Origin of the sequence: Bombella intestini (assembly GCF_002003665.1) — a bacterium.
In the GTDB taxonomy this organism is placed as follows: domain Bacteria; phylum Pseudomonadota; class Alphaproteobacteria; order Acetobacterales; family Acetobacteraceae; genus Bombella; species Bombella intestini.
In genome coordinates this window covers 30596-55479 of record NZ_JATM01000001.1, presented here as the reverse complement: position 1 = coordinate 55479, position 24884 = coordinate 30596, and the positions used below count along the sequence as shown (strand labels likewise).

At 56.1% G+C, this 24884-nt stretch carries 21 protein-coding genes and 1 tRNA gene; 9 read left to right on the top strand and 13 right to left on the bottom strand.

Translation table 11 applies throughout. The annotated features are described in order from the left end of the window. Window positions 1-990 (top strand): Tim44 domain-containing protein, encoded by a 990-nt coding sequence (locus AL01_RS00275; RefSeq protein WP_077395294.1) that lies wholly within the window; start codon window positions 1-3, stop codon window positions 988-990. Window positions 991-1204: 214 nt separating this feature from the next. On the opposite strand, the gene AL01_RS00270 is transcribed toward AL01_RS00275, so the two are convergent. The 3 genes from AL01_RS00270 to AL01_RS00260 are packed head-to-tail and all read right to left on the bottom strand — an operon-like array spanning window position 1205 to window position 4147. Then, window positions 1205-2170 carry a heme o synthase gene (locus tag AL01_RS00270; protein WP_077395293.1) on the bottom strand — a complete coding sequence of 322 codons (966 nt, stop codon included), beginning with the start codon at window positions 2168-2170 and terminating at the stop codon, window positions 1205-1207. An 11-nt stretch (window positions 2171-2181) separates the two neighbouring features. Further along, a complete protein-coding gene (locus tag AL01_RS00265; RefSeq protein WP_077395292.1) occupies window positions 2182-3453 on the bottom strand; it encodes a heme-copper oxidase family protein in 1272 nt (423 codons plus the stop codon). Window positions 3454-3490: 37 nt separating this feature from the next. After that, window positions 3491-4147 (bottom strand): class I SAM-dependent methyltransferase, encoded by a 657-nt coding sequence (locus tag AL01_RS00260; protein ID WP_077395291.1) that lies wholly within the window; start codon window positions 4145-4147, stop codon window positions 3491-3493. A gap of 184 nt (window positions 4148-4331) precedes the next feature. Between AL01_RS00260 and AL01_RS00255 the strand changes: the two genes are divergently transcribed. After that, window positions 4332-4619 carry a hypothetical protein gene (locus AL01_RS00255; RefSeq protein ID WP_077395290.1) on the top strand — a complete coding sequence of 96 codons (288 nt, stop codon included), beginning with the start codon at window positions 4332-4334 and terminating at the stop codon, window positions 4617-4619. A gap of 76 nt (window positions 4620-4695) precedes the next feature. Here the strand turns inward: AL01_RS00255 and gshB are convergent, their stop codons facing one another. The 4 genes from gshB to uvrB are packed head-to-tail and all read right to left on the bottom strand — an operon-like array spanning window position 4696 to window position 9275. After that, on the bottom strand, window positions 4696-5682 hold the full coding sequence (gshB, locus tag AL01_RS00250; RefSeq protein ID WP_077395289.1) for a glutathione synthase: 987 nt from the start codon (window positions 5680-5682) through the stop codon (window positions 4696-4698). Between the two features lie 58 nt (window positions 5683-5740). Continuing rightward, window positions 5741-6241 (bottom strand): transcription elongation factor GreB, encoded by a 501-nt coding sequence (greB, locus tag AL01_RS00245; protein WP_077395288.1) that lies wholly within the window; start codon window positions 6239-6241, stop codon window positions 5741-5743. A 5-nt stretch (window positions 6242-6246) separates the two neighbouring features. Further along, window positions 6247-7152, bottom strand: coding sequence for an aldose 1-epimerase (locus AL01_RS00240; RefSeq protein WP_077395287.1), 906 nt, complete (start codon window positions 7150-7152; stop codon window positions 6247-6249). Window positions 7153-7154: 2 nt separating this feature from the next. Further along, the gene (gene uvrB, locus AL01_RS00235) at window positions 7155-9275 is read right to left on the bottom strand and encodes an excinuclease ABC subunit UvrB (protein ID WP_077395286.1); all 2121 of its coding nucleotides are present in this window, start codon (window positions 9273-9275) and stop codon (window positions 7155-7157) included. A 180-nt stretch (window positions 9276-9455) separates the two neighbouring features. On the opposite strand from uvrB, the gene AL01_RS00230 reads away from it, so the two are divergent. After that, window positions 9456-9812 carry a hypothetical protein gene (locus AL01_RS00230; protein WP_077395285.1) on the top strand — a complete coding sequence of 119 codons (357 nt, stop codon included), beginning with the start codon at window positions 9456-9458 and terminating at the stop codon, window positions 9810-9812. Between the two features lie 58 nt (window positions 9813-9870). On the opposite strand, the gene AL01_RS00225 is transcribed toward AL01_RS00230, so the two are convergent. The 4 genes from AL01_RS00225 to AL01_RS00210 all read right to left on the bottom strand — a co-directional run bounded on the left by AL01_RS00225 (window position 9871) and on the right by AL01_RS00210 (window position 19245). Then, window positions 9871-11229 (bottom strand): ABC1 kinase family protein, encoded by a 1359-nt coding sequence (locus tag AL01_RS00225; protein WP_077395284.1) that lies wholly within the window; start codon window positions 11227-11229, stop codon window positions 9871-9873. A 70-nt stretch (window positions 11230-11299) separates the two neighbouring features. Next, window positions 11300-13156, bottom strand: a complete 1857-nt coding sequence (locus AL01_RS00220; RefSeq protein WP_241502671.1) for a M3 family oligoendopeptidase — start codon at window positions 13154-13156, stop codon at window positions 11300-11302. Between the two features lie 99 nt (window positions 13157-13255). Continuing rightward, window positions 13256-17815: a glutamate synthase large subunit gene (gene gltB, locus AL01_RS00215; RefSeq protein ID WP_077395282.1), complete on the bottom strand. Its 4560-nt coding sequence runs from the start codon at window positions 17813-17815 to the stop codon at window positions 13256-13258. Then, complete coding sequence (locus AL01_RS00210) at window positions 17815-19245, bottom strand: NAD(P)-dependent oxidoreductase (protein WP_077395816.1); 1431 nt, start codon at window positions 19243-19245, stop codon at window positions 17815-17817. Before AL01_RS00210 ends, gltB begins: the two co-directional genes overlap by 1 nt. A gap of 364 nt (window positions 19246-19609) precedes the next feature. Here AL01_RS00210 and AL01_RS00205 point away from each other — a divergent pair. The 6 genes from AL01_RS00205 (at window position 19610) to lptB (ending at window position 23818) form a co-directional block, all read left to right on the top strand. Further along, window positions 19610-19696 (top strand) — tRNA-Leu (locus AL01_RS00205). Window positions 19697-19757: 61 nt separating this feature from the next. Continuing rightward, window positions 19758-20408, top strand: a complete 651-nt coding sequence (locus tag AL01_RS00200; RefSeq protein ID WP_077395281.1) for a ribonuclease D — start codon at window positions 19758-19760, stop codon at window positions 20406-20408. Between the two features lie 12 nt (window positions 20409-20420). After that, the gene (locus tag AL01_RS00195; RefSeq protein ID WP_077395280.1) at window positions 20421-21398 is read left to right on the top strand and encodes a KpsF/GutQ family sugar-phosphate isomerase; all 978 of its coding nucleotides are present in this window, start codon (window positions 20421-20423) and stop codon (window positions 21396-21398) included. Then, window positions 21395-22135, top strand: a complete 741-nt coding sequence (lptC, locus tag AL01_RS00190; RefSeq protein ID WP_077395279.1) for an LPS export ABC transporter periplasmic protein LptC — start codon at window positions 21395-21397, stop codon at window positions 22133-22135. The genes AL01_RS00195 and lptC overlap by 4 nt, the downstream gene beginning before the upstream one ends. A gap of 7 nt (window positions 22136-22142) precedes the next feature. After that, window positions 22143-23075: an LptA/OstA family protein gene (locus tag AL01_RS00185; protein WP_241502631.1), complete on the top strand. Its 933-nt coding sequence runs from the start codon at window positions 22143-22145 to the stop codon at window positions 23073-23075. After that, complete coding sequence (gene lptB / locus AL01_RS00180) at window positions 23072-23818, top strand: LPS export ABC transporter ATP-binding protein (protein WP_077395277.1); 747 nt, start codon at window positions 23072-23074, stop codon at window positions 23816-23818. Before AL01_RS00185 ends, lptB begins: the two co-directional genes overlap by 4 nt. 323 nt (window positions 23819-24141) lie before the next feature. Here lptB and AL01_RS00175 read toward each other — a convergent pair whose 3' ends face one another. Together AL01_RS00175 and AL01_RS00170 are read right to left on the bottom strand one after the other, a co-directional pair. After that, on the bottom strand, window positions 24142-24405 hold the full coding sequence (locus AL01_RS00175; protein ID WP_241502630.1) for a DUF1150 family protein: 264 nt from the start codon (window positions 24403-24405) through the stop codon (window positions 24142-24144). Beyond that, window positions 24392-24874 carry an Hsp20 family protein gene (locus AL01_RS00170; protein WP_143280649.1) on the bottom strand — a complete coding sequence of 161 codons (483 nt, stop codon included), beginning with the start codon at window positions 24872-24874 and terminating at the stop codon, window positions 24392-24394. Before AL01_RS00170 ends, AL01_RS00175 begins: the two co-directional genes overlap by 14 nt. Between the last annotated feature and the right edge of the window lie 10 nt (window positions 24875-24884).

Below are 24884 nucleotides of genomic sequence, written 5' to 3'. Positions count from 1 at the left end.
ATGCGTATTCGTCTTCTTCCTCTTGCAACGGCAGCATTCTGTCTGCCGCTCTTTGCCCTCGCCCCGGCGGCCGATGCCAGAGCAGGCATGGGGTCCTCCATGGGTAGCCGTGGTTCCCGTACCTATACGCCACCACCCCGCACCAGTGTTGCACCCAACTGGACCCGCCCAATGGACCGCAGCATGACGCCCCGGACGCCGTCCTATTCCTCTCCCGCACCAGAAAGCAGCTTTGGCCGTTCGGCTCCCGCTTTCGGCAGCAGCGCACGTCCTCCCTTTGCCATGCGTCATCCCTTCCTGACGGGACTGGCTGGCGGCTTCCTTGGTGCCGGCCTGTTCGGAATGCTCAGCGGGCATGGCTTCTTCAGCGGCTTTAGCGGTGCTGGTGGAGGGGGCGGCTCCTTCTTCGGCTTCATCATTCAGGTGCTAGTTGTCGCTTTCATCATCAATCTGATCATCAAATTCTGGCGGAAGCGGTCTGCTAACAACACTTCATCCGGCGGCACTGGTAGCTCCGGCATGTTTGGTGCTGCTGGTGGGGCTTCTCCTTTCTCCAACCAGCCACAGCAGGCTCCTTCACAGGAGGTGACCCTGACACCTGACGATTACAGTGCCTTCCAGCAGCTCCTGATCAACATTCAGGCCGCATGGAGCGCACAGGACATGATGTCCCTCCAGCGCATGGCTACGCCAGAAATGGTCAGCTACTTCAACAACCAGCTTTCCGAGCTGACAAGCCGTGGTGCCCGCAACATCGTCTCTGATGTTCAGTTCCTGCGTGGCGACCTCTCCGAAGCATGGCGGGAAGGCACCGTCACTTATGCCACGGTCGCTCTGCAATACTCTGCTATTGATGTCACCACTGACAGCATGGGCAATGTTCTGGATGGCAGCAAGACCGAACGCCAGACGGTAACGGAACTCTGGACGTTCCTCCGTGCTGATGGCCGGGGCAACTGGATCCTCTCCGCTATTCAGCAGGCTGGGTAATCAGTACCCTTATCGGGAGGGGTTTGCCTCTCCCGATAACAAAAACCCCGCTTCCTACGTCCATATCGGAGTAGGAGGCGGTTTTTTTTGTGGTCACCAGACCAATGTTACAGCCGATACAACGCCACTACGAACAGAGCCAGCGTAAAGAAGGAAAGCCCTAGAACAATACCAAAGAGACGTCCCTGACGGCGGGAAGGAATGTTGTGATCGCTCATGCTAGAAGAACCCGATCAATCAGAAGGCCACAGAAAAGAAAAAACAAATAAGCAAGCGAATAGCGAAATGCATACCGAGCTGGCTTATCTTTCGTCAGGCTATTCCCCTTATCATCCTGCTTATCGAACAGAACCCGCAAACCATAATAAATAAAGCCGAGGTCCAGCAGGCTAGCGCATACCGTGTAAAACCAACCGCATTGCCCAACCACACTAGGCACAAGGGACACTGCCCCGAGAATAAAGGTATAGATAACGATCTGCCAACGTGTATGCCGAGCCCCCTTCACGACTGGCAGCATAGGAATACCTGCGCTCTCATAATCCTTACAGGCATAGAGCGAGAGCGACCAGAAATGCGGAGGCGTCCATAAAAAGACGATGGCGAACATCACAACCGGCAACACATCCAGCGACCCCATCGTAGCGGCCCAGCCGATCATGGGAGGAAAGGCCCCGGCGGCACCGCCAATCACGATATTCTGCGGCGTACTGCGCTTGAGCCACATGGTGTAGATCACACCATAAAAGAAGATGGAAAAGGCCAGAATACCCGCTGCTAACAGATTAGTCGCCAGCCAGAGCAGCACGACCGAGGCTACGGACAACACAACTGCATAAACCAGCGCACTGGTTGGCTCCACCCGCCCACCGGGCACGGGGCGGACACGAGTACGCTTCATAATCGCATCAATATCGCGATCATACCACATATTGATGGCACCAGCGGCACCAGCACCGATACAGATACAAGCGATAATGACTAATCCAACCGGTACGGACGGCCATTTCGGGGCTACGGCCATACCAGCCAGCCCAGTGAAGACCACGAGCGAGATCACCCGTGGCTTGAGCAAAGCTACCCAATCCTGCAAAGCAGCATCACCATCATGCCCCTCCACACGCAGCACTCCCAGAAAACGGGCCAGTGGAGATGCCAAAAGGCTAGATGATGCCTGCATGGAAAAACGCCTTACTGTTTACGAAGAAGTCCCGTTACCTCTTGGGCCCGCTCAACGAGCATACCATACCACACCATCCCGGCGGGCAAAGCAAACATGAGGAGACTCCCCCCCATCAACAGGGTGGCGGGCAAAACCAACTGCGGCAGGACCGAGCAAAGTGCGCCGGCAAACGTGACCAGCGCATGAGCCATGCCAAAGACGGCAAAAAACCGTCCATGAGAAGCCAGCCTCACCCCGCACCAGCCATAGAATGCGGCACTCAAGGCCAACAAACTACCGAACATGACCAACTGATGCCCTGCTGCACCCAACATGAAAGCACCGGGCTGTACACTCCCCCCTGCCCAAAGCGGCTCCGTCAGCATGGCTGCCCAGCCGGCAAGCAGTAGAACCAACCCACCAGAGGCCCAGCCCGCAGCAGGACCGGAAGGCAACGCTACACGCCAGAGGTCTCGGGCAAACGCCACTAACAGAGCCAGACAAGGAAGAACCAGACCTACCGTTAGGCTTGCCTTGTAAGCAGAAGATGGGAGTTCACCGAACAAATGATCTGCCCAGAACAAGACAGGCACCAATCCCATGATACCAAAAGCATAAGGAGCGCACCGGGGCACCCAGCCCTGCTCCGTCTGTTTCGGCAAGAGAGCAGCTATGATGATACCGAGTGAAGGCACGCTTAACAGGGTCATTTCCACAGTGCCACGCAGGACACTCAGCAGAGCATCAGGCCCAGCACCGGCTAAGCCGCCCCGTAGCAGGAAAGCCAGCAGAACAGGAGCAATCACGAGCATGGAAAGGGCATTAGCCAGAAAGGCCCAAACCAGCGGCGGGAAGCTACGGAAAGGAATGGAGCGCATTTCCAGCACGGTGGCCACCACATTGAAGGCCAGAGCCAACACGCCGATACTCCACAGTGCCAGCCCTCCATACGGCATAACAGGCAGCAGAAACGCCCCTACTGCCAGCACACCGAAACCGATGCGAGTAGCAGAAGGCAGGGCCATACCCTCACCCTTCAGCAGGTCAGGCAAAAACCACTGGGCCATACCACCAAGAAAAACAGGAGCGACAACATAAAATGTCATCAACACGGCATGGGAGACAACAACACCCGCCGAAGGATGCACATGTAAGAAAGGCAACCCCATAACGCCGCCTAACATACCGGCAAAGAGTGCCAGCAGGAAAAATGCCCCGCCACTCCCGCCACGATGGAATGAAGATGCTCTCTGGAATAACGGCCCTGAAGTCACTCTATTCTGCCAGCCTGTTACATTCATGGGATACCGCCCTTCATCAACAGGGCGATGATTTACCTTACTTAGTCTCCTCAGGAGGCAATGTCACGAGGGTGAAAAGTCCGGCAGGTGGTACGGGGGTAATGGTCGCACGGGCCATATCTTCCGGTGGAAGGAGAGATTCAATGGCAAAGTCAGGGTGCCAGCCCAATGCACGAGAGGCACGAGCCATGATCTTCTCCACCTTCAGGCGGACACCACCACGGGCAAGGAAATGATTGACGAAAAGGATGTGTCCGCCGGGTTTGACGACCCGTTTCAACTCCGCCAGCAGCAGGTCTGGATGAGGCACAACAGAGGCCACAAACATACCGACAGCAATATCGAAACTGTTATCGGCAAAGCTGGTATTCTCGGCGTCCATCACCATAAGTTCATCTACATTACGCAAACCTTCCCGCTTCACTCGCTCCCGTGCGAGAGCGAGCATGTCTTCCGAAAGGTCGATTCCCGTAATGTGTTTTTCTGGCTTATAGGAGGGTAATGCCAACCCTGTCCCGACCCCGACCTCTAGCACACGCGTTCCCGGGAGAGCATTGACAGCCTCCACAGCCCGCCGACGCCCGAAGGCAGATACACCACCAAAAACCTTGTCATACATACGGGCCCAGCGGCGATAGGCGTCACGCACGCTATCCGCATCAAGAGAAGAACGGGGTTTAAGGGAAGACACCATGAAAATGCAGCCTCAACAGTCTGCCCCCAACAAAGCGGGGAGCCTTATCGCTACTGATACCAATCAGTCCGCCCCTTTCTTGCCCCCCAACGCCCTTTGCTGACAAGGCATACAGACGATATTATGCGAAAAAATTTGGTTTACCTGCCATATGCAGGACCAGACCTCATAGCTGGATTACATAATGAAGCACCTTAACCTCATACTAGCCCTTCTCTGTCTGTTCTTCTGGATAGCCCTTTATGTCGTCTATTATCATGAGAAACTGCTTCCCTGGCTTGTAAACCGTTTTACCCGGGACAAGCTCCCCAAAGGGGCAAAAGTAGAGAATGGCTACTTCTCCGATGGCGTGCCAATTCCATTCAGAGACAATCTTTATCCCTCATCAGGGGAAACAGACAGTCACCCCACCGAGACAACGCAACAGCCTCACGATGAGACCACAAAACCGGACGATAAACGCCACGACTGAAGGAGCCACGTTCCCCTAAAAAACGGAAAGCCCGGCAATGCCGGGCTCCCCACTCTTCCATAACTATCGAACCGTATCAGGCAAGCCGACCTTCGATGCTATCCCAGATCATCCCAGCACTATTAATGCCATCGAAGCGATCCAGCTCCTGAAGGCCCGTTGGGGATGTGACATTAATTTCGGTCAGCCAATCCCCGATCACATCAATACCCGTAAAGATCAGGCCATGCTCCTTAAGATAAGGGCCGATCGCTTTGCAGATTTCCTTATCCCGTTGCGTCAGCTCCACACGCTCGGCACGGCCGCCAACATGCATGTTGGAGCGGGCATCACCCTGCGCTGGAATGCGGTTGATCGCCCCGATCGGCTCGCCATCCACAAGAATAATGCGCTTATCCCCTAGTCGCACGGCAGGCTCATAACGCTGGACCATCAGCGGTTCACGAGATTGGGAGAAATGCATCTCCAGCAGGGAGGAGAAATTCTCATCATCCTCCTTCACCCGAAAGATGCCCGCTCCACCATTGCCGTAAAGCGGTTTCAGGATGATGTCCTTATGCTTCCGCCGGAAAGCAACAATCGCCTCTCTATCCCATGTGACCAAAGTAGGCGGCATCAACTGAGGAAAATGCGTAACGAGCAGCTTCTCCGGGGCGTTGCGTACTGAAACCGGATCATTCACCACGAGGGCCTGCCCCTCACCCGTACCATGAATATGCTCCAGCAGGTGAGTAGCCGTGATGTAGCCCATATCGAAAGGCGGATCCTGCCGCATCAGCACGACATCAAATGATCCAAGGTCCAGCACCTCTTCCGGGCCAAAAGCGGCATGATCGCCCTTCTTCCGCTGCACGCTCACCTTGCGGCCCCGTGCCTGAAGACGGCCCGCCGTGCCCTTCCCTTCCAGCAAGGAGAGGGTGGTGGGATGATACACATACAGCTCGTGCCCACGACGCTGTGCTTCCAGCATCAAGGCGAACGTGGAATCACCATCAATATTGATATCCTCCAACGGGTCCATCTGCACTGCAACACGACGCCGGGAGGGAGATGATTGAACCATGAAAATAACTCCGCAAAAGCAGTTCAGGACCGCAGGGGTTTTTTAATACACCACCATATCAGGCCGGTTCTGGATAGGCGATGGACAGCACTTCCACAAGCACGGGTCCAGATGGTGTCTGCATGGTGACCTCATCATGCACAGCGGCCTTCATAAGGGCACGGGCTACCGGAGCTTGAAGACTAACCTCTCCATGCTCCAACCGGGCCTCATCCACACCAAGGATCGTCACGGTATAATGCCGATCTTCTTCATCTGCATAGCAGACGGTAGCACCGAAGAAGACACGTTTCCGATTAGTCTGGCCTGCCGGGTCCACAATCACAGCCTGATCCAGCCGTTTTGTCAGAAAACGGATGCGCCGGTCGATCTCCCGCAGGCGGCGTTTGCCGTACTGATAATCCGCATTCTCCGAGCGATCCCCATTACTCGCCGCCCATGAGACGATCTCCACAACCTGCGGGCGTTCCTTCTGGGTCAGTTCTTTCAACTCTGCCCGCATCCGAGCCGCACCCTGCGGCGATAGATAACGGTGCAGGGCAATTTTCTCTGTCGCCATAAAGCTCAGCCTTCTGCCGGACGGCGTGCTGCCTCCGCATGAAAGCGAATCATCCCGCCAAAACTCTGCCCCGGTGCCAACACATGCACACCACGTCCAGCGATCTCCGGCCGGTTGATAGCATCCGTCATGCTCGTGACAGGCTCAATAGCTACATAGCCCTCTTGCGGCTGGGAGAAGACAACCAGATGCGAGAAAATGGAATCTGCTTCCACCGTCAAGGTCGGCACGCCACCGGGCTGCTCCAGCCGGGTATGTCCCCCAAAGCCTGTAAAACCGTTATCCAGTACTCGCCCCTCAAGGGCTTGCCCCTTGGAGAAATCCCACTCGCCTTCACAAGCCTTCTTTTCAATCGGCAGGCCGTTATCGTCCGTCAGCCAGACCGAGTCCGCTGCGAACTTCAAGTTAGAACCGGCCTCCGAATGAAAGAAAGGATGAAACCCCAATCCGACCGGCTGATCGACCTTGTCGCTATTTCTAATCACGATGGAAACATACAGCCCATCGGCCCGCAACTCGTAGGACATGACAGCCCGATAGGCGTAGGGCCACTCTCCACGGCCTGCCTCATCAGAAGGGACATGATCAAATGTCAGGATGGCATGGCTGTCCGTCTTATGCGCTATCTGCCATTCGTGCTCCCAGCCATTACCATGAATGGGGTGCGGGCAGCCCTCCATATTAGGGGTAAGCCTGTATTCCTCTCCTCCAAAAGAGAAATGCCCTTCGGCAATACGGTTGACGTAAGGCAGGAGCGGATAAGCTCCTACGGCAACCCCCTTCTGGTTCCGCAGAGCAGGATTAGCGACCGGACGGAGCATATCATGACCATGCACCTGCCACTGGCCAAGGGCGGCCCCCGTCTCTGGCAGAATGGTCAGGCGCTGCCCGTCTCTTGTGAGTTCCAACATGGTCAGTCCTTCTTTTTTCGTCTGGTCGTCTTGCGTGTCTTAGTCTGCGGAGCCGCCGCCGGGGCCGGAGCGATAAGGCCAATGTCGCTGGCCTCCCGCCGGTGAATCTCATCCCGCAAGGCTGCGGCCTGTTCAAAGTCCAACTCAGCCGCTGCTTCACGCATTTTCTTACGCAAATCGTCAATAGTGAGTTGCGGGTCGGTTTCTGGCGGGGCTTCCTTGCCTGCCAGCTCTTCCTGAAAGAGCGTGTCGCTAATGCGGCTGCGAACCGTCTGCGGCGTGATGCCGTGTGCCTCGTTCCAAGCCATCTGCTTTTCCCGACGGCGAGCCGTTTCTTCGATGGCGTAACGCAGGCTGTCCGTCTCCTTGTCCGCATAGAGCAAGACACGGCCATTCACGTTACGGGCCGCACGGCCAATCGTCTGCACCAGAGAGGTACGGGAGCGCAGGAAGCCTTCCTTATCCGCATCAAGAATCGCCACAAGGGCACATTCAGGAATGTCCAGCCCCTCACGCAGCAGGTTGATGCCCACGAGAACATCAAAGGCACCCAGACGCAGGTCCCGGATAATCTCCATGCGCTCCAGCGTATCAATGTCGGAATGGAGGTACCGGACCTTCACGCCATGCTCGGAGAGATATTCTGTTAGGTCCTCGGCCATGCGCTTGGTCAGGGTCGTGACGAGCACACGGCCATTCTCGGCAATGGTCGCCTTGGCCTCATGCAGCAGGTCATCCACCTGCCCTTCTACAGGCCGGATGACGGTGATGGGGTCTATCAAGCCGGTCGGACGGATGATCTGCTCGGCGAAAACGCCCTCCGTCTGTTCCATCTCCCACGCCCCCGGCGTGGCGGACACGAAGATGCTCTGCGGCCGGAAGGCATCCCACTCCGCAAAAGACAGCGGCCGGTTATCCAGACAGGAGGGAAGACGGAACCCGAAATCCGCCAGCGTTTCCTTACGGGCACGGTCACCCCGCTCCATCCCACCAATCTGCGGCACACCGACATGGCTTTCATCCACGATCAGCAGGGCATCTTCTGGCAAATATTCAAACAAGGTTGGCGGCGGATCACCGGGGCGGCGGCCAGAAAGATAACGGGAGTAGTTCTCAATCCCCTTACAGACGCCTGTCGTTTCCAGCATCTCAAGATCAAAGTTAGTCCTCTGGAGAATACGCTCCTCCTCCAGCGGCTTGCCTTTATCCTTGAAATAACGAATTCGCTCCTGCAGCTCATCCTTGATGCTGACCATCGCCTGATTAAGCGTAGGCCGGGGCGTCACATAGTGGGAGCTGGCATAGAGGCTAACCTCTTCCAGATCAGCCGTCTTCTCGCCTGTTAGCGGGTCGAACTCGGTGATGCTTTCCACCTCATCCCCAAAGAGCATGATACGCCATGCCCTATCCTCGTTTTGGATGGGGAAAATATCCACCTGCTCCCCTCGCACCCGGAATGACCCACGCTCGAAAGCCAGATCATTCCGCTGATACTGCAGCTCCACTAGGTGGCGGATCAGATCGTCCCGGTCGATGATCTCCCCCGGTACGAGACGTATCTTCATACGGGCGTAAGATTCCGGCGAGCCAATACCATAAATGCAGGACACAGACGCCACGATGATAACATCGTTACGCTCCAGCAGGGCCTGTGTAGCGGCATGGCGCATCCGGTCTATGCGCTCGTTACGCTGGCTATCCTTCTCAATAAAGGTATCCGAGCGGGGCACATAGGCTTCCGGTTGATAATAATCATAGTAGGAAACAAAATATTCCACCGCATTATCGGGGAAGAACTGTTTCATCTCACTATAGAGCTGGGCTGCCAGTGTCTTGTTGGGGGCCATGATGAGCGTGGGACGCTGCGCCGCCTCGATCACCTTGGCCATGGTGAAGGTCTTGCCAGACCCTGTTACGCCCATCAGCACCTGGTCCCGCTCCCCAGCCTTCAACCCATCCAGCAAGGCGGCAATTGCCTGCGGCTGATCCCCGGAAGGTTCGTAATCGGACTTCACGACAAACCGGTTGATCTTCGGTTTGGCGGGCTGTTTTTCAGGGAAAAAATCCGTCTGGCGAGGTGCAACCGGTTTTTTCTTTTTGCGAGACGACGAAGAGACTGCCATGGGCCCTAAATGGAACCATTTTCCTGCTACCACAAGATGCCAGTGCCGGGAAAAGTGATACCACGTCTTTTGACGACCTATTCTACATAAAAAGACTGACAGTTTTTGAGAGGTCGTTTACCATTGGCCTACCTCTTGACGGCCTATAAAGGCCCCACGCCTCGAAAAGGTTAGACCCTTATGGATATCGAAAAGATCGAGCAGAGCTACACGCAGTTCCGCAACACAGCGCAGGAAGCCTTCCAGCTGATTGACCGGCTGATCGGCCAGATGCAGGACGCTTCCCAGAATGGGGATACACAGGCTGGTGAATGGGCGGAAAGCCTCCAGAGAATAGCCTCCATCTTCCAGAATGGTCAGGGCCATGCGGGAGACCTCGTTGGCCAGCTGGCTGGGCTTGTTAGTCACCTCGGTGAGAAATCCGGCGGTGAAGGTTCCTCTGAACAGAGTGGCGGCTTTGCCAACTTTGGCAAAACACTTCAGCAGGACGTTATTCAGGAAATCGGCAGCGGGCTGCTGAGCAAATTCTTCCGCTAAGTTCCTTGCGCTCTAATAGAGAATAAGGCCGGACAGGATGCCCCGTCCGGCCTTTCTTTTATCGGGCAGGCTGTACCTGCGCTTTCTGCAAGGCTTCCTTCTGCCGGGCGGCCAGCACCTCCACATTGAAATCCTGCGTCAGTTCCATGAAGAGCCGGTGCCAGTTCACCCGTGCCCCCAGCCGCAGGAAGGCACTACCCAGCCCAATGGCCGAGCGATCTAGCATGACGAATTCCCGCGGTAACGTGATGCCACCGGTGCGCTTCAGCCCTTCATAAACATTTTCCAGCACCTTGCGAGCTTCCTGCGGATTGTTGCTCTCTTCCACATTGCAGACTTCATCCGTCATGAGTGGACGGTAAAAGAAGCGTGCCCACTCATTGAGAACAGCCGCCCGCTCCCGTGAAATATCCTTAAAGCCCCAATCATGATAAGCCTCATAAGCGCGCTCCTCATCACCATCGCGCAAGGCAGCGAAGAGAGAGAGGACACCCCCAACAAAACGGGGCGAGAAAATACGCACCGACCCAAAATCAAGCAGGTTCAAACCACCATCCTGCCGCACGGTGAAATTACCCATATGCGGGTCACCATGTACAACCCCATAATGATAAACGGGCTTATACCACGCTTTGAAAAGCGCAATCGCAATAGCGTTACGCTCCTCCTGCGGTAGCTGCTCTTCCAGAACAGACTTCATGGACCGTCCGTCCACCCAGTCCATCGTCAATAGCCGCCCTGTGACCAGCCCCGATACAGGAGCGGGCACGGTGACCTCCGGCACATCCGCTAGCATGAGCCTGTAGAGCCTCAGGTGGCTGGCTTCCCGTGTGTAATCCAGCTCTTCCCGCATCCGTTCGGCAAGTTCGGCATAGACCTCATCCTGCCGGATAGCATTACCAACGAGGCTGAACACACCCAGCCCTCGTTTTAACTGCTTGAGATCCTGCTCCATAGCCCCAACCATACCGGGATATTGCAGCTTGCAGGCCACCTCCCGCCCGTCAGCCAAAGCAGCACGATGCACCTGCCCCAATGACGCCGCCGCTACAGCCTCGTGACTGAATGAGCGGAAGCGGGCTTCCCACCCCGGCCCTAACTCGGCCCTCATGCGCCGCTGGACGAAGTTCCAACCCATAGGCGGCGCATTGGCCTGAAGATGGGCCAGTTCCTCGGCATATTCATCCGGCAAGGCACCGGGAATGGTTGAGAGAAGCTGAGCAGCCTTCATCATTGGGCCTTTTAAATTGCCCAGAACGTGGCGCAACTCCTCAGCGTGGCTGTTCGCATTGCTACGCAATCCCAGTTTATGGCCCGCCATACGTGCCGCCACGCCCCCGACCATGCTGGAGGCCCGGAACATACGCTGCATGTTATCGACAAAGCCCGTCCTGTCGATGTCACGTTCACGCGCCATAATCTCAACCCTTACCTGTTGCCCTGTTAGGCAATATGCCGGCCTGCAAAGTGCAGGCTAGCTTTCATCTTCATGCTGCTGGTTCAGCCTCAAGCTGATCAATCAGCCCGGAAATAACATCCAGACCACGATTCCAGAATAAGGGATCACCAGCATTCAGCCCGAACGGTGCGAGCAGCTCCTGATGGCGCAATGTACCGCCAGCGGCAAGCATCTCCTTGTATTTACCGGCAAAACCTGCCGGGCTGTCCTGATACACGCCATAAAGCGCATTCACCAGACAGTCACCAAAGGCGTAGGCATACACATAGAAGGGCGAATGGATGAAATGCGGAATATATGACCAATACAGGTCATAATCCGGCGTGAAATTGAAAGCTGGACCAAGGCTACGTGTCTGCACGTCCCGCCAGATTTCACCAAGACGCTCGGCTGAGATTTCACCCTTGCGGCGTTCATCATGCACCTGCACTTCAAACTGATAGAAGGCGACCTGCCGCACGACCGTATTCAGCATGTCCTCCACCTTGGAGGCCAGCAGATGATGACGGCGTTTCGGGTCACTCTCCGCATCCAGCAGGGACTGGAACGTCAACATCTCACCAAAGACAGAAGCCGTCTCAGCCAGAGTAAGCGGCGTATCGGAACGAAGATAACCCTGCTTCTTCCCGGCCAGCATCTGATGAATACCATGCCCCATCTCATGGGCCAGCGTCATGACGTCACGAGGGCGGCCATGATAGTTCATCAGCAGGTAGGGATGTGCAGAAGGCACAACCGGATGAGCAAACGCCCCGGAGGACTTACCCGGAACGGCCGCTGCATCAATCCACGGATTATTGAGGAAGGTGCTAGCGTGGCGCCCCATCTCCTCATCAAACCCCTGATAGGCACGCTGGACGATGGCTGTACCCTCATCCCAGCTCAGCCGCTTATCCTGCACATCAGGCAACGGAGCGTTACGGTCCCAATGTTCCAGCTTTTCTAGCCCCAACCAACGGGCCTTCATGCTGTAATAACGATGGGACAGACGGGGGAAAGATGACTGTACGGCACCGACCAGCGCATCCACAACCTCATCTTCCACCATGTTCGCCCGGTTACGGCTACTGACGGGGCGAGGATAACCCCGCATGGTGTCGGTCGTTGCCTTATCCTTGGCTAGCGTGTTGGTAATGCCCACCAGCAGCTTATTATTGGCCGCCAGAGTGGCACTGATCGCCTTGGCTGCCTCTTCCCGCTTCGCCCGGTTGCTGTCTGTCATATAATTAAAGACATCGCCCAGCGGCTGCTCTTTCCCTTCAAAGGACACCATCAGCCCAGCCATGGTCTCATCAAACAGGCGGACCCACGCATTCCGACCAGAGACCGCCATGTCCATCAACACACGCTCAATCTCATCAGAGAGCTGATAGGGGCGGAACACCCGCAAGTCTCTCAGATAGGGCTTCCAAGAGGCTAGCTCTTCATTTTCGCTGAAGCCTTTCTCAAGGGCAGCATCTTCCAGCCGATTTAATTCTAGCGGGAAAAACAACAAATAGGCGGAAATGGCCGTCAGACGCTCCCGCACGCTCTGGGCAAAACGGCCACAGGCGGGGTCAGTCGTATGAGCAGCAAAGAGCAGCTGAGAATAAGAGCCGATCTTTCCCAGCCCTTCCTCAATCACCTCATAGCCCCGGAGAGCATGAACCAGCTCGGCCGGGGAAGCCTTGCCTAGCGTGCCCTTCCAGCGGGTTTCAAAAGTTTTGGCCTCAGTCTCCAGCCGAACGAAGTCCGACTCAATGGTCGGGTCTTCAGGTGAGCCGTAGAGGTCGGAAAGATCCCAGCGGGGTGCGGCTACCGGTGCAGCAGCCTCCCCTTCAGGAGCAAAAACCTGCCCGCCTTCTGGCAGACGGGCAAAGGAACGTGTCGTGAGAAAAGATGTCATCATCCTTTCAGACTAGCCAAGCCGGAAGGCTGTGAAAACTCCCTTTTCCTTCACAGCCTTATCACCTAGCCCGCCCCATCAACCGATAACAGTCCGTTATCAGGCAGAAAGGCTTCTCAGATCAGCTTCCTCATAGCCAATGATGCGGGCATAATCCTTAGGCACAACGTGCCAGAATTTCGGCAAAACATCCTCCCAATGGTGCAGAATATCCGCCGCATAGGTACTGCCCGTTTCACGCACATGCCGCTCCACAAGGCTACGCAGCTCATCCTGCCAGCGTTGGGCCGTTACAGGCTGGCACATGACTGTGTCGTGATTCACCCGTTTCGGGAAATCACCGTCACGATCCAGCACATAGGCCGTACCGCCCGTAAAGCCTGCCCCAAAATTGTCTCCGGCCTTACCCAGAACGACAACCGTACCGCCAGTCATATATTCGCAGCCATTGGAGCCGCAGCCTTCGACCACGGCCACAGCACCGGAGTTCCGCACGGCGAACCGTTCGCCGGCCTGCCCGGCGGCAAAGAGTGCCCCTGCCGTTGCACCATAAAGCACCGTGTTGCCGATGATGGAGTTCTTCTCCGTAGCGCAAGGTGTGGCACTGCTGGGCCGCAGCACTAGAGTGGCCCCGGAGAGGCCCTTGCCAACATAGTCGTTAGCATCGCCTTCCACCTCAATACGCAGCCCCTGCACGGCAAAAGCCCCAAGGGACTGACCAGCAGACCCACGCAGAGAGAGTGTCAGATGCCCTTCCGGCAGGCTGGCCATGCCAAAACGACGGGTGATAAGCGAGGAAAGCCTCGTCCCCACCGCACGATGCGTATTACGAACGATGTAATGCAGATGCAGCTTCTCTCGCCGCTCGAACAATGGCTGCGCATCAGCAATGATCTGCGCATCCAGCGTATCCGGCACTTCATTGCGGCCTTCCAGCGTGCAATGACGGGCAAAGCCACCCGTATCGGCCTGCACTAGCAGGGCATTAAGGTCCAGATCATCCAGATAATCCGAGCCACGATAAACCTGATGGAGCAGATCCGTCCGGCCGATGATCTCCTCAAGGGAGCGGTATCCCAGACGAGCCAGAATATTGCGGACATCCTCGGCAATCAGCGTGAAAAGATTGATCACCTTCTCCGGCGTGCCCTCAAACTTCTTCCGCAGCTCCTCATCCTGTACGCAGACACCGACAGGGCAGGTATTGGTATGGCACTGCCGCACCATGATACAGCCCATCGCCACAAGAGCCGCCGTACCGATGCCGAACTCTTCGGCCCCCAGCATGGCCGCGATCACCACATCACGCCCGGTCTTAATGCCACCATCAACACGCAACTTCAGCCGGTGACGAAGACGGTTAAGCATCAGTACCTGATGGGTCTCACTCAGCCCCATTTCCCACGGCAGACCAGCATAATAAATGGAAGACTGAGCACTCGCCCCCGTCCCGCCAGAATGACCGGAAATCAAGATAGCATCAGCCTTCGCCTTGGCTACACCGGCAGCGATGGTCCCGATGCCTGTACGAGCTACGAGCTTCACCGTCACGGTGGCTTCCGGGTTGATCTGCTTAAGGTCGTAAATCAACTGGGCAAGGTCTTCGATAGAATAGATATCATGATGCGGCGGTGGCGAGATCAGCGTGACACCCGGCGTGGCATGACGGAGACGGGCGATAAGCTCCGTAACCTTAAAGCCCGGAAGCTGACCTCCCTCACCCGGTTTAGCTCCCTGTGCGACCTTAATCTCTAACTCACGACAGTTATTGAGATATTCCGCCGTCACACCGAAACGGCCAGACGCCACCTGCTTAATGGCCGAGGAGGCATTATCCCCATTGGGCCGTGGCGTGGCACGAGCCGGGTCTTCACCACCCTCACCGGAATCGGACTTTGCCCCAATACGGTTCATGGCGATGGCCAGCGTCTCATGCGCTTCCGGGCTTAGTGCCCCAAGGGAAATACCCGGCGCAACCAAACGGCGGCGAATCTGGGTGATGCCTTCCACATCATCCACATCAATAGACCGTGCGCTGGAGCGGAAGTCTAGCAGGTCACGCAGGGCAACTGGCTCTTGCGCTTCCAAAGCATCGGCATAGCGGCGGAACAGCTTGTAACTATTGGCCTGCACCGCCGTCTGCAACATATGCACCGTGCTAGCCGAGAAGGAATGAGCCTCTCCACCCGGGCGGATTTTATACCGCCCCCCAATCGGCAGTGGCGATACATTCACCGGCTGCCATGCCTGCTTATGCGCCTTGATGACATTCCGAGCGATACCGGGCAGACCGATCCCAGAAATACGGGAGGCCATACCAGGGAAGAACTCAGCCACGAGCGCACGAGAAAGGCCGATCGCCTCGAAGTTATAGCCCCCACGATAGGCCGACACGACCGAAATACCGGCCTTGGACATGATCTTAAGCAGCCCCTTGTCCACGGCCTTACGATATTGCTGCATGGCCTGCCGCAGGGTCATCTTGCCGAACAGCCCCCGGCGAAGACGATCAGCAATGCTCTGCTGCGCCAACCACGGGTTGACCGTAGAGGCCCCCACACCCACCATGACGGCCAGACTGTGCACATCCAGCACGTCCGAGGCCCGGACATTCACGGAAGTGAAGGTCCGTAGGCTATGATTGATGAGGTGAACATGCACGGCCGCCACAGCCAGCACCATAGGGACAGCCACACGATCCGCCGTGCTGTGTTCGTCCGTTAGGAACAAATGAGCACAGCCACCTCGTACGGCATCCTCCGCCTTCTGGCATATCTGCGTCAGGGCTACCCGCATACCCTCATCGCCATCAGCCAGCGGGAAGGTACAGTCAATGGTTTCTCCCTGTCCGCCACACATCTTCTGAAGGCGGCCAAATTCACCACTGGTTAGGATGGGGCTAGCAAGCTGGAGAAGCTGGCACTGGCTGGCTTCCTCGGCAAGAATATTACCCAGATTTCCTAATCTCGTCACAAGGCTCATGGCCCGTGTCTCACGCAGGCTGTCAATCGGCGGGTTCGTCACCTGACTGAACCCCTGCCGGAAATAATGAGACAGCCCCCGATAATGACGAGACAGCACCTGAAGCGGCGTATCATCCCCCATGGACGCCAGAGCTTCGCTACCATTCTGCACCATCGGCTGGAGCGTAGCTTCCATGTCCTCATACGTCAGATTAACGGCTAGCTGACGACGGCGCAGAGATTCAGCGTCAATCTCCTCTGGCTCGTGTACCTGATCCATCAGTGGACCGACATCCTCGATGCCATCCTTGATCCAGCTTTCATAATCCTGCCGGTTAATCAGCATATCCAGCACGTCATCCGGCGTGTAGAAGCGGCCTTCATCAAGGTCCAGCGCAAGGGTTTGCCCCGGCCCGAGCCGCCCACGCAAAGCGATGGCCTCATCCGGTACACGCACCATGCCCGTCTCAGAACCAACGATCAGCAGCCCATCCTTGGTCAGGCTGTAGCGCAAGGGGCGCAGACCGGCACGGTCCAAACCGGCGATGACCCAGCGACCATCCGTCCCGCAGAGAGCTGCCGGACCATCCCACGGCTCGATAACCGCATTGCAATAACGGTAAAATGCTTTTGCCCGATCGGACAAAGACGAGTTCGCCCCGGCTGAGGCCGGAATCAGCAGAGCCTTGGCAAAGGGAGCATTCCGCCCAGCGAAGGTCAGAAGTTCAAAAACATTATCCAGTGCCGCCGTATCGGACCCCGCCACCTGCACGACTGGCTTAAGGGACTCCATATGCGCATCCAAAGCAGGGCTGCTTAGCCGTGTCTCATGCGCCCGCATCCAGTTGACGTTACCGGACAGCGTGTTGATCTCACCGTTATGAGCAATCTTACGGAAAGGCTGGGCGAGCTTCCATTTTGGAAAGGTATTGGTGGAATAACGCTGGTGATAGATAGCAAAACGGGAAACAAACCGTTCATCCAGCAAGTCTGGGTAAAAGTCTGTCAGATTTTCTGCCAGAAACATGCCTTTATAGATGAGGGAGCGGCAGGACAGGGAGCAGATGTACAAGTCCACCTGTGCCCGTGTCGCCTCCTGCTCGATACGCCGCCGGATGACGTAAAGATCACGCTCCAACGTTTCCTCATCACGCCCCAGCGTGTTGCGGATCATGATCTGTTCAATCTCAGGGCGGGTCTCATTGGCTTTCTCACCAATGCAGGCCGTATCAATCGGCACCTGACGCCAGCCATAGATGCCATAGCCGAAACGTAGAATTTCTGTCTCGATGATCTGGCGGCAACGTTCCTGTGCCCCGAGGTCCGTACGAGGCAGGAAGACCATCCCGACAGAAATGCGTCCTTCGATCCTCAAATCGCCCGCATTATGGATGGCATCCTCGAAGAAATTCTGCGGGATTTCCACATGGATACCCGCTCCATCCCCCGTTTTACCATCGGCATCAACAGCACCGCGGTGCCAAATATTGCCTAGAGCCTCGATGCCCGCCCGCACCACGGCACGGCTGGGTTTGCCGTCCATGGCCGCCACAAGCCCCACACCGCAGGCGTCATGCTCTTGCGCTGGATCATACAAGCCCTCCAGCCGCTCAACATTCGCCTGATAGGCTTTCACAAAATCCTGTGCCGTTTCTGGGGCGGATGTCACATGGGTGGTTTCATTCAGGGTGGACATCAGACGCACTCCTCGACAGATGTTGCAGCACGGGCAGCCCCGGCCGACAAATAATTCATGATGGCATCAGCAGCATCGCGTCCATCACGGATAGCCCAGACGACAAGGCTCGCCCCCCGGACAATGTCCCCACCGGCAAATACACCCGGCAGGCTGGTTTCATGCCCCTTCCCGGAGACATCCAGCGTGCCCCACCGTGTCACGGAGAGGTCCGGCTGCTGCCAAAGTTCCGGCAGGTTTTCGGGTTCAAAACCCAACGCACAGATGACTAGATCAGCCTTCAGGTCACGAATATTGTCAGTTGGCTCCACAGCACGGCGGCCTTCTCCGTCAGCTGCACCGAGACGCATCTCTCGCAGGCGAACGGCCTTCACAACATCATCCCCAAGGAAGGCCTCCGGTGTCAGCATCCACTCGAACCGAGCACCTTCTTCCTCAGCATTGAGAACCTCTTGACGAGAACCGGGCATATTGTTCCGGTCCCGACGATAGGCGCAGACCACATCCTTTGCACCTTGCCGGATGGCTGTGCGGACGCAATCCATGGCGGTATCACCACCACCCAGCACCACAACTTGCTTGCCTTTCGCTGTCAGGTCGGCGGCTGCATCCTCTGTCTGGGAGGCCTTAAGGTAAGACAAAGCCTCCACCACATTGGCCAGCCCAGCCCCGGGCCCCTTCACCTGCCGGGCACGATACACACCCGTAGCCAGAAACACGGCATCATGCCGCTGACGCAGCTCTTCCAACGGCAGAGCACCCTCACCATGCCCAACAGACTGCCCCAGATGGAAGATAATCCCCTGCTCTTCCAGCAGTTTCCAGCGGCGTTCCACAACGCTCTTATCCAACTTGAAGCCCGGAATCCCGTACATCAACAAGCCGCCGGGTTTTTCCTGCCGCTCATAAACATGCACCTCATGTCCTGCAGCCCGCAGTCGTTCGGCACAGGCGAGACCGGCAGGACCGGCCCCGACAATACCGACACTCTGCCCTGTTTCCTCAATTGGCAAGCGAGGCAGAACCCAGCCTTCAGCAAAAGCAGTCTCGGTAATGTAACGTTCCACCGCTCCGATAGTCACACTTTTGAAACCCGGGCGAATGACGCAGTTACCTTCACAAAGGCGGTCCTGCGGGCAGATGCGACCACAGATTTCAGGAAAACTATTGGTGCTGGAAGACAGCTCATAGGCTTCCTTCAGCCGCCCTTCTGTTGTCAAACGCAACCATTCGGGAATGACATTCCCCAACGGACAATGAACCGTGCAGTAAGGGATCCCACATTGTGAACAACGGGACGCCTGCTCCTGCGCCCGCTGCGAGCTGAAGCCGGCGTAAATCTCTCCGAAATCCTTCCGTCTTTCAGCAGCCGAGCGTTTATCCGGAAGTTTCTGGGAGCGGTTTACGAACCGCAGCATCTCTTCAGCCATCGTGACATCAATCCCTGTTTTACCTGCATCATGCTTCTGCACCTGCCACCCGGACAGACATCGGCAACCATATGGCAGGATATTCCTTACAGTTTTTATAGGATTAAACAGCCCCACTACAAAAAAATAGACAGCATTACTTACCAAATATATTTCAGAACACCTTGAAAATGCATATGATTATCATTTTCATTTTCCAATTTAGGTCCAAAACGGACCATTTATCATAAGGCCATAATCCCCACCTCTTTTTTTCGAGAAGATGCATTTTCCTTATTGACGATCCCCCCTCTGCCCCGTAAAAGCACTTTCAACAGAGCTGAAGCAGCCTCCTCACGGAAACGGCTTCCTCTTACAGCTTTATGCCCAGATGGCGGAATTGGTAGACGCGCAGGCTTCAGGTGCCTGTGTCCGCAAGGACGTGGAAGTTCGAGTCTTCTTCTGGGCACCAAGGCTTTCTCCCCTGATATGCAGGGTAGAAAAGTACGCACTCAGAAAAATCCGGTGACTATATGAGCACTCCGCGCAACGCCATTCATCTTTATGAGGGCGACCTCCCGGACGATATTGAGCTGGGTTCTTCCATCGCCATTGATACCGAGACCATGGGTCTCAACCCGCATCGGGACCGACTCTGCCTCGTGCAGATTTCTGCCGGAGATGGTCAGGCTCATCTTGTACAATTCGTACCGGAGCATCTGGGTGGCCGTGGTTATGGACACTGCCCCAACCTCAAGGCACTGCTGCAAGATAGTTCTGTCACCAAGCTAATGCATTTTGCCCGGTTTGATGTGGCGGTTCTCCAGCATTATCTGGGCATTACGCTTAACTCCGTTATCTGCACGAAGATTGCGGCGCGCCTCGTCTATACATTTACAGATAAGCACGGCCTCGCCTATCTCAGCCGGGAACTGCTGGGCATTGATATGTCCAAACAGCAGCAAAGCTCTGACTGGGGCAGCCCGAATTTGACAGAAGAGCAGCTCCACTATGCAGCGTCTGATGTGCTGCACCTTCACGCCCTTTGGAATAAGCTGGAGGCTATGCTCATCCGGGAAGGGCGGCGCGATCTCGCCCAGAGCTGTTATGATTTCCTTCCAGCCCGTGCAAAGCTGGACCTTCTGGGCTATGATGTATCGGATATTTTCGCCCATCGTGCCTGATAAAGTTGCTCCATGACCGCATCCCCTCTCCTGACAGCCTGCCGTGCTCTCCAGACAGAACGTCAGGGGTTGGAACAGCTTGAGGGTGCTCTGCATGGCCCCATGCAAGAAGGCTTTGAAGCTGCACTGGATGCCATCCTGGCAATGAAAGGCCGCCTTATCCTCACGGGGATGGGTAAATCTGGCCATATTGGGCGTAAAATCAACGCCACGCTAGCGTCCACGGGGACGCCCTCACTCTTCCTTCATCCTGCCGAAGCCGCTCATGGTGATCTCGGCATGGTGGGGCCGGGGGATGTCGTCCTCTATCTTTCCAATTCTGGCGAGACCAGCGAGCTCGCTGCCATTCTCCTCCATGCGGCCCGCTTAAATCTCACGCAGATCGCCTTTACAACAAAGGCGACCTCTACACTGGCACAGTCTGTCCAGATTCCCCTTATCATACCGGCCGCACCCGAGGCCTGCCCGATGGGACTGGCCCCGACAACATCATGTCTGCTTCAACTGGCTCTCGGTGATGCTCTGGCCATTGCCTTGCTGGAGCAACGCGGCTTCAACGCCCATGACTTTGGCCTCCTGCATCCGGCGGGAACGCTGGGCGCACAGCTCCGCCCTGTTGGCGACTTCATGCATACAGGCAAGGCGATGCCACTAGGGCGTGAAGATATGTCCCTCCGGGCCGTCATCCTTGAAATCACCCGTAAAAGTTTCGGCTGTGTTGGGATTCTAGATGGTAATGGCCAGCTTGCCGGTCTCATAACAGATGGAGACCTCCGCCCTGCCCTAGGTCGGGACCTCGACACAACCACGGCCCGAGAGATCATGAATCGCACCCCTCTGACAGGAACAGCCACCATGCGGGCGCAGGATATCCGGCGTCTCATGAATGACCGACCTGTCCCGGTGACCAGTCTCTTTATCGTGGATGATGAACGCCGCCCTATTGGGATTATCCATCTTCATGATCTTTTGCGGGGGGGCTGCCCATGAGTACATTCCCCCCAAACCGGGATGATTTTGACCCGGACCGCTTGGAAAAAACCCGTCAGCTGGACGCCCTACGGCAAGAAGCTATGGCCAGAAGGCGCACCCCTCCTTCGGCTGAAGCTATGGCCAAACGGAGTTTGCTCCTAAAGCGGGCCAAATGGGGGCTTCCCGGTCTTGCGGTTTTCCTGCTCATTTCAGTGGGCATATGGCCGGAAATCAACCATCTGATCCATCAGAACAGTGCTATTCTAGCCAGCATGCGCCATGCCCATACGGATAGTGGCATGATGGAACATGCCGCTTATCACGACCTTGATTCGCACGGCCACCCCTATACCATCACGGCCCGCATCGCTCGACAGAGCGAGCCTAACCGTATTGATATGACCGAGCCTGAAGCCGACATCATGCTGCATAACCGGCAATGGGTTCATGCACGGGCAGATAATGGCATGTATCTCCAGCATGAACAGACACTGACACTGAACGGCCATGTCGTGATCTACCGCAGTGACGGTGTTCTGCTGAACAGCCCCTCTGCCGATGTTGACCTGCCGCAGGAGGTTATCGCCACGCATGATTGGGTTCATGCTGAAGGCCCCTTTGGTAAACAGGATGCCGAAGGCGCCTTTATGGATCAACGGACGAACACTCTCCAGTTCCTCGGCCCGGGGCGAACAGATCATTTTGAGGATTTATCCTCTGCCCCCTCTTCTCCCGCCACACCGAACAGCCCATAAAGGAAGCATGATGCGTCTCCCTGTTTTCTCCCGCCCTCATGCGTTTCTTGCGGCTGCTGGTCTCCTTTTGGCCGAGACTCTGGCACCGTCCGCCATTGCCCTAGCCGCCGACACTGCTCCCCATGACCAGGCACATGGGCAGGTCGTTCATCTCTTCTGGAAGAAAGAAGAAATCTACGACCATAATCGCCAGACCGTCACCCTCACCGGCGGGGCTCGTGCCCAGCGGGGCGATATGACAGTCGATGCCGATACACTGGTCGGGTATCTCCGCCCGAAAAAACAAACCGGCACCTCCCATGCCGCCACTAATGATAGCCAGAAAACCGGCGGTAGTGATGATATGGAGCTATATCGTGTCGAGGCTTTCGGCCATGTCCATATCTATAATCTAGAAGACCAGGGCTGGGGTGATCACGGGCTATATGACGTTGATAAAAGCGTCTTGATGATGACGGGCAAGGCCATGAAATTCACCACGCCCCGCCAGCTTATGACGGCCCGGGACCTCGTGGAGTATCACCCGCAGACCCATGTCTCTATCGGATGGGGTGATGCGACTGTCACAACCAGCGATGGTAAAAGAATTACGGCTGATGTCATGCAGGCCGTGGAACTTTCCGATGCCCAAAAAGCCGCCAACAAGGCTAGCCAGACAACTGATGGTAAAAAGTCGAAAAGTGGGAATCTGGACCGGGCCTATGGCTGGGGCCATGTCATGATCCGCACGGATCGCCAAACAGCTACCGGGGATCGTGGCGTCTATCTGGCCGGGCCTGAACTCGCACGTCTAATCGGTCATGTGCGTGTCACGCAGGGGCAGAATCAGAATAATGGGTCTCAAGCCATTGTGAATCTCAGAACTGGCATCTCCCATATGCTGTCCGGCTCCAGCGACCCTGTACAGGGGCTGATCGTTCCCAATGAGGCAGGTAAATGACCATGCAGGAAAATCAGGGTAAGCCGGGACTGGCAGCCAAAGGCATCGGGAAAAGCTACAAAAAACGCACTGTCGTTCATGACGTGTCGCTCCATGTGCAGCGTGGCGAGGCTGTCGGTCTGCTTGGCCCGAATGGTGCCGGAAAAACAACCAGCTTCTACATGATTGTTGGATTGGTGCAGACAGACATGGGCAGCATCACATTGGATGGTGCGGACATCACCCCCCTGCCCATGTATCGGCGGGCACGGCTGGGAGTTGGCTACTTACCACAAGAAGCTAGCATCTTCCGGGGGCTGAATGTCGAACAGAACATTCTTGTTGCGCTGGAAGCAGTTGAAAAAAACCGGGATAAACGACAAGCCATGCTGGATGGCCTTCTGGCAGAATTCGGCATTACCCGCCTGCGGCACTCCCCGGCTCTGGCCCTTTCTGGTGGTGAGCGCCGCCGCCTTGAGATCGCCCGTGCGCTGGCAAGCCAGCCAAACTATATCCTTCTTGATGAACCTCTGGCAGGGATCGACCCCATCGCCGTTAGTGAAATCCGTGCTCTTGTATCCCACCTAAAGGATCGTGGCATCGGCGTGCTGATTACAGACCATAACGTGCGTGAGACACTAGAAGTTATCGACCGGGCCTACATCCTGCATAGCGGGCGTGTTCTCATGGAGGGTACGCCAGAGGCCATCGTAGCCAATGAAGATGTCCGCCGGGTCTATCTGGGAGAAAACTTCTCCCTATAAGAAAGCAAAATCCCCATATTTGCCACATTGCGTAGGCACGCTCCTCTCTCTAGGGAAGGACAGAAGCGTAACCATCTTCTACTACAACCCTTCCCAGCGGAGGTGACGTGAAGACTTGTCTGTATGGACTATCATTATTCTGTCTGTATTACACCTTCATGCGGTTGACAGACCTCCTCACCGCAAGGCTGGCATCCCAGCTGCACATCGCAGACAGAATTGACCCATCAATCATTGCAGGCCTTGCAGCAAGCCTCGCCTATGGAGGCGTTTACTGGGTTATCCAACGCTACAAGCGAAATCATAAGCCGTAACCCCCGCCTTCATTGCAGAAAGGTCGGCACCATATCCTGCTCAAGGATGGCATCCACCGCACTATCCTCATCCTCGGCGAGGCACACGGGCGTCCCATCCGCCGCATGGATAGCAATCAGTGTAGTGCCCTCATGCGTAATGGGCCGGAAATAGGCAACCTCTTTCATGCCCCAGTTCCGCAACTCTGCCCCTGTCATAGTACGGGCACGCTCGTATACATCCTCCGCCAGCCTATCACTGGCGGAGCTTTTTCTCTCATCATTCCCGGCCAAAAGGCTCATCCTCCGTTATGGGAGAAAGATCACGGGCCAACTCTACATCACGAGCTGGTGAGGACGGCTGCACAGCCCCATCAGAGCTACCCTGCTTGATGGTAATATGCTTCACACGTACTTCCGGCTCCGGGCGATGAAGGTCGATATGCAGCAAGCCATTATCCAACCAAGCCCCGGCGATTTCGATCCCTTCCGCCAGCACAAACGCTTTATGAAACTGTCGGGCAGCAATCCCCCGGTGTAAGAAGACACGCCCCTGCGTATCGTCCGCCTGCCGACCACGGATGACCAGCTGATTATCTTCCTGAGTAATCTGAAGGTCATCCATGACAAACCCGGCTACAGCCAGAGTAATCCGCAGAGCCGTACGGCTCAGCTGTTCGATATTATAGGGTGGATACCCATCCGATGCTGTTTTTGATGCCCGTTCAAGCATTTGTTCCAGATGATCAAACCCCAGGAACATGGGGGACGTG